Origin of the sequence: Curtobacterium sp. 18060 (assembly GCF_902706105.1) — a bacterium.
Lineage (GTDB): Bacteria > Actinomycetota > Actinomycetes > Actinomycetales > Microbacteriaceae > Curtobacterium.
In genome coordinates, this window is the sequence record NZ_CACSJV010000076.1 from 1 (window position 1) to 10,697 (window position 10,697).

Annotated in this window: 9 protein-coding genes; 6 read left to right on the forward strand and 3 right to left on the reverse strand. The window is 70.1% G+C overall.

Annotation, left to right across the window (positions count from 1 at the left end; all coding sequences use genetic code 11):
* Positions 1-79 precede the first annotated feature (79 nt).
* A complete protein-coding gene (locus tag GVL05_RS18955; RefSeq protein WP_131881010.1) occupies positions 80-1,102 on the reverse strand; it encodes a LacI family DNA-binding transcriptional regulator in 1,023 nt (340 codons plus the stop codon).
* A 216-nt stretch (positions 1,103-1,318) separates the two neighbouring features.
* Here GVL05_RS18955 and GVL05_RS18960 point away from each other — a divergent pair, with 216 nt between their 5' ends.
* From GVL05_RS18960 to GVL05_RS18985, 6 genes are all read left to right on the forward strand, one after another.
* Positions 1,319-3,352, forward strand: coding sequence for a beta-galactosidase (locus GVL05_RS18960; protein WP_159574154.1), 2,034 nt, complete (start codon positions 1,319-1,321; stop codon positions 3,350-3,352).
* On the forward strand, positions 3,349-4,260 hold the full coding sequence (locus tag GVL05_RS18965) for a carbohydrate ABC transporter permease (protein WP_123294575.1): 912 nt from the start codon (positions 3,349-3,351) through the stop codon (positions 4,258-4,260). The genes GVL05_RS18960 and GVL05_RS18965 overlap by 4 nt, the downstream gene beginning before the upstream one ends.
* Positions 4,257-5,207, forward strand: a complete 951-nt coding sequence (locus GVL05_RS18970) for a carbohydrate ABC transporter permease (protein WP_235036068.1) — start codon at positions 4,257-4,259, stop codon at positions 5,205-5,207. The genes GVL05_RS18965 and GVL05_RS18970 overlap by 4 nt, the downstream gene beginning before the upstream one ends.
* A 64-nt stretch (positions 5,208-5,271) precedes the next feature.
* On the forward strand, positions 5,272-6,612 hold the full coding sequence (locus GVL05_RS18975) for an ABC transporter substrate-binding protein (RefSeq protein ID WP_159574155.1): 1,341 nt from the start codon (positions 5,272-5,274) through the stop codon (positions 6,610-6,612).
* 136 nt (positions 6,613-6,748) lie between these two features.
* Positions 6,749-7,876: an XRE family transcriptional regulator gene (locus GVL05_RS18980; RefSeq protein WP_159574156.1), complete on the forward strand. Its 1,128-nt coding sequence runs from the start codon at positions 6,749-6,751 to the stop codon at positions 7,874-7,876.
* 2 nt (positions 7,877-7,878) lie between these two features.
* Positions 7,879-8,418: a hypothetical protein gene (locus GVL05_RS18985; RefSeq protein WP_159574157.1), complete on the forward strand. Its 540-nt coding sequence runs from the start codon at positions 7,879-7,881 to the stop codon at positions 8,416-8,418.
* 49 nt (positions 8,419-8,467) lie between these two features.
* On the opposite strand, the gene GVL05_RS18990 is transcribed toward GVL05_RS18985, so the two are convergent.
* Complete coding sequence (locus GVL05_RS18990) at positions 8,468-9,208, reverse strand: copper homeostasis protein CutC (protein ID WP_159574158.1); 741 nt, start codon at positions 9,206-9,208, stop codon at positions 8,468-8,470.
* The coding region (locus GVL05_RS18995) for a M81 family metallopeptidase (protein WP_159574159.1) at positions 9,205-10,697 on the reverse strand (1,493 nt) is incomplete at its 5' end. The genes GVL05_RS18990 and GVL05_RS18995, both read right to left, overlap by 4 nt.

Here is a 10,697-nt window from a genome sequence, read left to right on the forward strand (position 1 = left end):
GGGCTCCTTCGCGGGGTGGACCGGTCGACGGTGACGGGGACCGGGCCATGCTACCGAGCCGGCGGTCGGAGGGTGGTGCTCAGGCTGAGCCGCGCCAGACCACCTCGGTCGGCAGGATGAGTCCGTGCGGGCCCTCGTCGGCACCGGCGATCTGCGCGAGCACCTGCTGCGCCGCGCTCTCGCCGAGGGTGTGCGCGGGTTGCCGGACCGTCGACAGCGGCGGATCGCAACGCAGTGCCCAGGCGCTGTCGTCGAAGCCGACCACGCCGACGTCACCGGGGACCGACCGGCCGCTGCGCTGCAGGACGTCCATCGCGCCGGCAGCCACGGCGTCCGAGGCGGCGAACACCCCGTCGAGGTCGGGGGCCCGGTCGAGGAGCTCACGCATGCCGTCGGCGCCGGCGGTGTAGCTGAACAGCGGGTTGCGGGCCACCAGCTCGGGGTCGAAGCGGTCGCCGAGGGCCGCGGTGAAGCCGGCCAGTCGGTCCTGCCCCGAGTCGCGGTCGAGCCCGGACGCGAGCATGCCGATCCGCTTTCGGCCGGTGGCGACCAGGCGCCGGGTGATCTGCTCGGCGGCCGCGCGGTTGTCGATGCCGATGTACGAGATGTTCGCGGCGTCGGACGGGTGGCCGACGAAGCACGCCGGCATGCCGATCTCCTCGATCGCCCGGGTGATCGGGTCGCCGTCGCGGGCGGACAGCACGATGGCACCGTCGACGAACCCGCCGCGCAGGTACTCGACGACGCGCTCGTTGTCGCGGGCCGAGTCGACCATGATCGTGACGAGCTGCTGGTCGGCCTGCGACAACACCGTGTTGGTGCCGATCAGGATGTTGCCGATGTTCGGGTCGTCGAGCACCTGGACCGACGGCTCGTGCACGATCAGGGCGATCGCTCCGGAGCGTCGGGTGACCAGGCTCCGGGCCGCCGCGCTGCGCACGTAGCCGACGCGCCGGACGGCTGCCTGCACGGCTTCGCGGGCTTCGGGCGACACGTACGGTTCGTCGTTCAGGACCCGTGAGACGGTGCCCCGGGAGAGTCCTGATTCGTCGGCGACGTCCTGGATCGTGGCGCGCTGGCGTGCGGTTCGGACCTCGGACATGCGGCAACCATATCCGTCCCACGACGGGCTCCAGCACGCGTCTTGTTGACAGCGGTCCGCTTCTGGTGTTCACTCTGGGAGCGCTCCCAGAACGATCCGAACCCGTTCGATCCGGCTGGACTGGGAGCGCTCCCAGAACCTGGGTGACCTTCGCCGTCGAAGGGGTCGTCAACGACCGGAGCGGCAGCGGTCGCCCCGATCAGCGAGGACCCTGACGTGACCACGACCACCCTGCCGACGCCCGCCACCGGGGCGCTCGGGCTCGGCTCGACCGGGCTCGCCTTCGGGTGCGACTACAACCCCGAGCAGTGGGACCCTGCGGTCTGGGTCGAGGACGTCCGGCTGATGCGCGAGGCCGGGGTGAACCTGGTCGCGATCAACGTCTTCGGCTGGTCGCACGTCGAGCCGCGTCAGGGCGAGTACGACTTCACCGCGCTCGACACCGTCATCGAGCTGCTGCACGGCGCGGGCATCGGCGTCGACCTCGGCACCGGCACCGCCTCGACCCCGCCGTGGCTCACCACGCTGCACCCCGAGGTGCTGCCGGTCGTGGCGGACGGCACCACGCGCTGGCCCGGTGGGCGGCAGGCGTTCTGCCCGAGCTCCCCGGTGTACCGCGAGCTCGCCCTCGCCCTGGTCCGCGCCATGGCGGAGCGCTACGGCGACCACCCCGCGGTGAAGCTCTGGCACGTGTCGAACGAGCTCGGCTGCCACAACGCGCACTGCTACTGCGACGTCTCGGCCGAGGCGTTCCGTGGCTGGCTCCGTGCCCGCTACGGCACCGTCGACGAACTGAACGCCGCGTGGGGCACCTCGTTCTGGAGCCAGCGGTACTCGGCGTGGGAGCAGGTGCTGCCGCCCCGCGCGACGCTGTCGTCCACGAACCCCGCGCAGACCATCGACTTCGACCGGTTCTCGTCCGACGAACTCCTCGGCCACCACCGTGCCGAGGCCGCCGTGCTGCGCGAACTGAGCGACAAGCCCGTCACCACGAACTTCATGGTCGCCGCGCACATCACCGCGCTCGACTACTGGTCGTGGACGGCCGACATGGACGTCATCGCGAACGACCACTACCTCGACCACCGCCTGCCCCGCCCGCACGCCGAGCTCGCCTTCGCCGCGGACACCACCCGCGGACTCGCCGGCGGAGCCCCGTGGCTGCTGATGGAGCACTCGACCGGCGCCGTGAACTGGCAGCCGCACAACGTCGCGAAGGCACCGGGCCAGATGCTGCAGGACACCGTCGCGCACATCGCCCGGGGCGCGGACGGCGTCTGCTTCTTCCAGTGGCGCGCGTCGGTGCAGGGCTCCGAGAAGTTCCACTCCGCACTGCTGCCGCACGCCGGCACCGATTCGCGCACCTGGCGCGAGGTCGTCGCCCTCGGGTCGCTCGTCGAGCGGCTCGGCGAACTGCGCGGATCCCGGGTCGTCGCCGAGGTCGCGCTCGTCTTCAGCTGGGAGAACCAGTGGGCCGCCGACCTGGAGGCCCACCCCACCACTGCGCTCCGGTACCTGGAGCAGGTGCACGCGTTCCACGCCGCGCTCCGGGACCTCGGGGTCACGGTCGACGTCGTCGCGCCGGGCGCCCCGCTCGACGGCTACGCCGCGGTCGTCGTCCCCGAGCTCTACCTGGTGCGCGACGAGCACGCCGCCGTCATCACCGACCACGTCGCCGCCGGTGGCCACGCGGTCGTCACCTTCTTCAGCGGGATCGTCGACGAACGCGACCGGGTCCGCACCGGCGGCTACCCCGGCGCCTTCCGCGACCTGCTCGGCATCCGGGTCGACGAGTTCCTGCCGCTCGCCGCGGACCAGGCGATCGCGCTGTCCGACGGCACCACCGGCACCGTGTGGTCGGAGCCCGTCGCGCTGCGCGGCGCCACGAGCGTCGTCGAGTACGCCGAGGGCCCGCTCGCCGGCTCCGCCGCGGTCACCCGCAACGACCACGGCGCCGGATCCGCCTGGTACACGTCCACCGTGCTCGAGGCCGACGCGCTGCGCGACCTGCTCCGCCGCGTGCTCGCCGAGGCCGGCGTCTCCCCGGATCCCGCGACCGCACCGGGTGTCGAGGTCGTCCGGCGCCGCGACGACCAGCACGAGTGGGTGTTCCTGCTCAACCACTCCGACCAGCCCGCCTCGCACACCGTCACGGGCCACGAGCTCGTCACCGACCGACCCGTCGACGGCGTCACCGTCCTCGACGCCGGCAGCACCCAGATCATCCGCACCGACAGGAACCGATCATGACCACCACCACCCAGCGGCCCCGCGCCGTCCGTCGTCGGGGCGGGGGCTCCCGCTACCGCCTGGCGATCGCGATCTTCGTGGTCCCGTTCGCCCTGCTGTTCACCGCGTTCTACCTCGTCCCGATCCTGTACGCCGTGTGGCAGTCGCTGCAGAAGATCGAGCGCCAGGGCACGTTCGGCGCCCCGACACAGGTGTTCGGCGGGCTGAGCCAGTACGCGCTCGTGTTCCAGAACAGCGCGTTCTGGGACTCGGTGCTCCGCGTGCTGCTGTTCGGTGTCGTGCAGGTCCCCGTGATGCTCGGGCTCGCGCTCCTCTTCGCGCTGCTGCTCGACTCCCCGCTGCTGCGTGGCAAGCGGTTCTTCCGCCTGGCCTTCTTCGCGCCGTACGCGGTCCCCGGTGTCATCGCCGCGATCATGTGGGGCTACCTCTACGCCCCGGACCTGTCGCCGTTCTCCGCCGTGACCTCGAAGGTCGACTTCCTGGGGTCCGGCACCGTGCTCTGGGCCGTCGCGAACGTCGTGACCTGGGTCTTCGTCGGCTACAACATGCTCATCATCTACTCGTCGCTGTTGGCGATCCCGGCCGAGATCTACGAGGCCGCCAAGCTCGACGGGGCCTCGCAGCTCCGGATCGCGCTGTCGATCAAGATCCCCCTGGTCGTGCCGGCGATCGTGCTGACCGCGGTGTTCTCGGTGATCGGGACGCTGCAGCTGCTGACCGAACCGACCGTCTTCCGGCAGTTCACCTCGACGATCTCGTCGACGTTCACGCCCAACATGCTCGTCTACTCGACCTCGTCGGTGCCGAACTTCAACCTGGCGGCCGCGTTCTCGGTCGTCCTCGCCCTCGCCACGTTCATCCTGTCGATCGGGTTCCTCCGACTGACCCAGCGGAAGGCCGCCCAGTGACCGTCCACGCACCCACCCCGGGCCACACCGTGCGTGACGCGGGCCGACCGCTCGAGCCGAACCGGGCCTCCCGTCCGCACCAGCACGGTGCACGCGGGCCGCGGGAGAGCGTCATCTCGCGCAGCGCCGCGATGATCGTGATGGGTGTCTTCACCCTGTACTTCCTGTTGCCGATCTTCTGGCTGCTGGTCTCGTCGACCAAGACGGCCGCGAACTTCAACACCACGTTCTCGCTGTGGTTCAGCGCGACCTCGGTGCAGGACTTCTTCGCGAACCTCGCCGAGCTGTTCACCCGGCAGGACGGCATCTACCTGCGCTGGCTGCTCAACAGCATCGCGTACGCCGGTGTCGCCGGGCTGCTCGGTACCGTGCTGTCGGCGATGTGCGGGTACGCCCTGGCCAAGTACCGGTTCCGTGGGCGTGAGGCGCTGTTCAACACGTTCCTCGGCGGCGTCCTCGTGCCGGCCACGGCGCTCGCCCTGCCGCTGTTCCTCATCTTCAGCCAGGTCGACCTGACCGACACGTTCTGGTCGGTGTTCCTGCCGAGCATCGTCAGCCCGTTCGGCGTCTACCTGTCGCGGTTGTTCGCGGCGTCGAGCGTGCCCGACGAGATCATCGAGGCCGCGCGCATCGACGGCTCCGGCGAGGTCCGCACGTTCTTCACCGTCGCCGTCCGGCTCATGTCGCCGGCGCTCGTGACGATCTTCCTGTTCCAGTTCGTCGCCGTCTGGAACAACTTCTTCCTGCCGCTCGTGATGCTCCGCGACTCGTCGCTGTTCCCCGTCACGCTCGGCCTCTACACGTGGAACTCGAGCGTGAACCAGTACCCCGACCTGCGCACCCTCGTGCTCATCGGATCGTTCGTCTCGATCATCCCGCTGCTCATCGCGTTCCTGAGCCTGCAGCGCTTCTGGCGCTCCGGCCTCGGGTCCGGCGGTCTGAAGTAGCCACCCGACCAGCACTGCCTCCGCACACCAGCCCTCCCCACACCACATCCCGAACGGAAACAGCATGAAGACAACGAAGTTCCTCAGCGTCGCCGCCCTGGCGGTCGCCGCGACCGTCGCCCTCGCCGGCTGCAGCGCCGGCGGCAGCGCCAGCGGCGGCGGTTCCTCCGACACCGCAGCCGCGAGCTGCAAGCCCTCGAGCGGCAAGGTCACGCTCGACTTCACGACCTGGGTGCCGAACATGGACAAGGTCGTCGCCATCTGGAACAAGGCGAACCCGGACATCCAGGTGAAGACCTCGATCGTCGCGAACGGCAACAGCGGGACGTACCAGAACTTCTTCAACCAGCTCAAGGCGAAGCAGGCGCCCGACATCGGCCAGGTCGAGTACGACACCCTGCCGGCCTTCCGGGTGCAGGGCGGCCTCGAGGACATCGGTGCGTGCTCCGGCATCTCGGCGGCGAAGAAGGACTTCTCCGACGGCCTCTGGAACCAGGTCACCTTCGGCGAGTCGAAGTCCGTCTACGCCGTGCCGCAGGACTCCGGTCCGATGGCGCTGTACTACCGCAAGGACCTGTTCGAGAAGGCCGGGCTCGACGCCCCGAAGACGTGGGAGGAGTACGCCGAGGACGCCGTCAAGATCAAGGCGCTCGGCGGCAACATCACGAACTTCGCCAAGGGTGACGTCAACCAGTTCGCCGGGCTCGTGTCACAGGCCGGCGGCCAGTGGTTCGCGAACTCGGGTGACTCGTGGAAGGTCGACCTGACCGACGCGAAGTCGAAGAAGGTCGCCGACTACTGGCAGGACCTGATCGACAAGAAGCTCGTCAACACCCTGCCGAGCTTCACCGACCAGTGGAACGCCGCGTACGACAGCGGCCAGGACTGGACCTGGGTCTCCGCCGTCTGGGGTGCGAACACCATCTCGAGCGGTGCGCCGTCGACCTCCGGCAAGTGGGCCGTCGCGCCGATGCCGCAGTGGAGCGAGGGTGAGTCGAAGTCGGCCGCCTGGGGCGGTTCGTCGAACGTCGTCTTCGCCGGCAGCGAGCACCCCGCCGAGGCGTCGAAGTTCCTGGTCTGGCTGAACACATCGACCGAGGCGCTGTCCGCACTGAACAAGGAGGCCAACCTCTACCCGGCGTCCTCCACCGGTGCCGAGCTCCCCGCGCTGACCGAGGGACTCCCGTTCTACGGCAACCAGAAGATCTACGAGGAGTTCGCGACCGCGGCGAAGGACATCCAGCCCTTCACCTGGGGTCCGACGATGACGCAGACCTACTCGGACGTCTCCGACGGTTTCGGCTCGGCGGCGTCCGGTGACGGCACGCTGCTCGAGGCACTCGAGTCCGGGCAGTCCAAGACGGTGGCGGCGCTCAAGGCGCAGTCGATCCCGGTCAAGGGCTGACAGCGCTGACGCGCTGACGGCGGACGGGAGGCACGGTGCCAGCTGGCACCGTGCCTCCCGTCCGTTGCTCGGTCACGCTGGCAAGCGCGGCATGTGATGTGCTGCCGTTTGCGATAATCGCAAGTACGCTAGCGACATGGCCGGATCCCTGGAACAACGTGTCGAAGCCGTCATCACATCGGTCGACCTCGGGCGAGCGGACTTCGCAGCCTCCATCGGCATCGACGCGAGCAAACTCTCGAAGTCGCTCTCGGGTCGGCGACGGTTCTCCTCCCTTGAACTGGCCAGGATCGCCGACGTGGGCCGTCGCAGCGTCGATTGGCTGATCACTGGACGTGAGCCGTTCCGACCGGTGTTCGCCCAGCGCGCCCGGCTCGCTGGTGTCGATGACGAAGCGGGGGCGAGGACGGTCGAACTCCTCGCCACTGGCGTTCGTGGCCTCGCAGCGGTCGACCGCCCGTTGGTCCTGCCTGAGCTCCCGCAGCTCGCCCAACGGTCGGGCTGGTACACGGTCGAGGCGGCTGAGCTCGCGCGTCGCTTCGTCGCGGCGATCGGTCGACCGCTCGGCGGCCTGTCGACGCACGATCTCATCTTGGCCATCGAACGCGTCTTCGGCGTGATGGTCGTCGTCACCGACCTGCCGGAGGGGATCGACGGTCTCTCGTACGAGGACGCGCACTGCCGGGTGATCCTCCTCGCGACCACCGACCGGCCCCTGCGTCAGCGGTTCACGCTCGCGCACGAACTCGCGCACATCGCCTTCGGTGATGCTCGTCAGGGCATGCTCCAGGAACGAATGGGGACGGCGCGCTCGAACGTCGAGCGGCGCGCGAACAGCTTCGCCGCGGCATTCCTCGCCCCCGCGGACGAACTCAGCGCGGCGATCGGCGGGCGCTCGACGGCAGCGGCGTTCCCGGAGCTGGTCGGGCACTTCCAGCTCTCGCCCGAGTCGATGGCATGGCGGCTCTTCAACGAGAAGCACATCGGCGAGACCGACCGAGCAGGTCTGATCGGCCTGCGCGCTCGCTCGATCTACATGCGGCTCGGGAAAGCGGCCGAGTACGTCGACCTGTCGCACGCTGCGGGGGAGCCACGTCCGAGTTGGCTGCTCGTCAACGCTGCCCTCGATGCCTACCGCGACGGCGACACGACGGTGAAGCCCGTCGCGACGCTCCTTGGGTGGGCACCGCAGGATGCCGAGGAGTTCTTCGCGCTGGATGATGGATCGACACCGGTCCCAGAAGCCGGCATGACCGAGAACTGATCGTGGCGCTCCACTGGTTTCCGGACAACTCGCTGATCTGCAACTTCGCTGCCGTCGACGAACTCGACCTCTTGCGTGCCAGCCTCCACGGTGCAGGGAGGGTTGTGGAAGCCGTTGCGTTCGAGATCGAGCGTTCCACAGCCCATGTTCCGAACCTCGCCCGGCTGGACCTCCACGACTGGTTCGGTCCGGCGATCGAGTTCCGCGATGTAGTCGATCAGCTGCAGATCGAAGCGGTGCGCACGGCTCGCTTCGGCGGTGGCGACGAGAAGCCCCTCGAACACCTCGGTGAGAGTCAGACGCTCCACCTGCTCCGGACCCGCGCGGAGTTCGCGGGAAGCTTCTGGATGAGTGAGGACGGCGGGTCGCTCAGAGTGGCCGGGCGCATGGGCATCGTCACTCGAGACACGCGTGCTGTCCTCGAGGAACTCGTCGCGTTCGGTGAGGTGACGGCGCAGCGGGCTTACACGATCGCCGTCGCGATCGAGCAGGCCGATCGGCCGATCCTCAGGATGCCGACGTCCTCCCGCGACCTGTCGTGATCGGACCGGAGGCGCGCTGCGAGCTGGCGCAGTTGTTCTGAGACCAGTGTCAGGCGTCGAGGGCGCGTCGTGCGGCCGCCACGACCTCGGCGTCGGTCACGAAGTGCGCCGAACCGTCGTCGGCCCCGCCCATCGGGACCCCGGCGTGGGCGCTGTCCGGCGCGGGACGCTTGGCCGACAGGTGCACGGCGGCGGCACCGGTCGCGACGAGCGCCGGGATGTCGGCCGGGGTGACACCGGCACCGGCCATGACCTGCACGGGCCCGGCGGCGTCGACCATTCGCGCGATCGTGGCAGCGCCGGCTCCCGCGGTGGGGGCGCCGCCGGAGGTCAGCGCGCGGGTGAACCCGAGGGCGGCGAGCGTGGCTGCTGCGGCGACGGGGTCCACCGCGTGGTCGATCGCCCGGTGCAGGGTGATCTCGGCGGTCGTGCTGACCGAGCGGGCGGCGTCGACGAAGCGGCGCAGGGCGTCCTCGTCGAGGGTCCCGTCCGGGCGCAGCGCACCGACGACGACGCCGGCGGCTCCGGAGCGCAGGACCGTCCGGACCTCGCGCACCATGAGCTCGACCTCGTCGGGGGTGTGCACGAACCCGCCGGGGCGGCACCGGACCAGCGCGTGCGCCGGGATCCCGGTCTCGTGGGTCGTCTCGACCAGGGCCTGCGACGGGGTCAGCCCGCCGAGCTCGAGCCCGACGCAGAGCTCGACCCGGTCGGCCCCGCCGTCCCGTGCGACGACCGCACCCTGCGGCGAGGTGACCGCGATCTCGAGTGCAACGGGCGAAGGGGTCATGCAGAGGCTCCGAGTGGCTGGTCCGAGGCCGGGATGATCCTGGCGGTCAGGTCCGGGGCCTCGGGGAACACCCGATCGTAGGGGAACATCGGCCGCTCGATCCTGTGGTGCCCGAGGCGGAGCAGGTCCTGGTCGACACCACCCGGGGTGAGCGCGAGCATCCAGTCGGCGGCCATGTCGAACAGCTCCGGCTCGAGGTACCCGATCTTCACCACGACGACGTCGGCCTGCCGCGGTGCCAGGTCGAGGTCGGTGAAGTCGTGCTCGTGGTGGTACGGCTTCCGGAGCTTCGTCAGGATCGCGAAGACGCTGCCGACCTGCAGCACGACCTCGGTCTCGGCGTCGCGGTCGCCGTGCTTGATCGCGTGGACCCGCCCCATCATGGTGATCGGTCCGGCGTGCACGGCATCGACCGACGCACCGGCGGTCACCGTGACGGTCGCACCCACACCGGCCTCGACCGCGGTCGCCACGGCGGCGGCGCCGGGGACGCTCGCGTAGATCAGGGTGGGGCCGTCGGCGCTCGCGAAGGCCGGGTTCGCGAGCACCTGCGTCAGTCCCCAGGTCATGTCGCCGGAGCCGCCCGCGGTGGGGTTGTCGCCGGAGTCGGACACGAAGAACGGGTGTGCGGCGCCGGGTGCGAGCGCGGCGGCGAGGCACTCGTCGAACGTGCCGGTGGGTGCGACGAAGACGAAGTCGTCGCGGACGTCCCAGAAGGCACGGGCGAGGCGCTCGGCCCCGGCGGCGACGGCGGCCTCGTCCCACCCGGTGACGACGGTGACGGCCTGGTCGCGGGGCTGGTCCGCCCAGGCGTAGCCGACCCAGATCGCGGCGTCGAGCACGCCGTCGGTCTGCTCGACGAGCGGCACCTGGGCGTACAGCGAGGCGGCGGGTTCGAGGCGGGTCGAGGTCTGCTCGCCGGGCAGCAGGACGGGGATCGGGATCCAGGCCTTCACGGGGCGCTGCGCTCCGGCAGGACGCGCGGTGAGCACGTCGACCAGGTTCCGGACGGCACGTTCCTTGGTCTCCATGGCGTCCTCGTGCGGGGCCATCCGGTAGCAGGTGACGAGGTCGACCTGGTGGGCGAGCTCGCGCGTGACGTTGCCGTGCAGGTCCATCGACGCCGACACGATGACGTCCGGGCCGATCACCGCACGGATCCGGCCGAGCAGGTCCGCCTCGGCGTCGTCGAGGCCCTCGACGACCATCGCGCCGTGGATGTCGTACCAGAGGCCGTCCACGTGCTCGGCGTCGACGATCGCGCGCAGTCGCGTGACGATCTCGGCCGCGAGCTCCTCGTACGACGCCCGGTCCACGATGCCGCCGGGCAGCGCGTGCCCGATGAGCGCCCCGCGGAAGTCCGCCGCGTCCGACATCGCGGACAGGAACGGGTACCGCGCCACGACCTCGTCGCCACGGTCTGGGTGGAACGCCGGTGCGTGGGTGCGGGTGGGGGTGAAGGTCGACGTCTCGATGGCCAGTCCGGCGA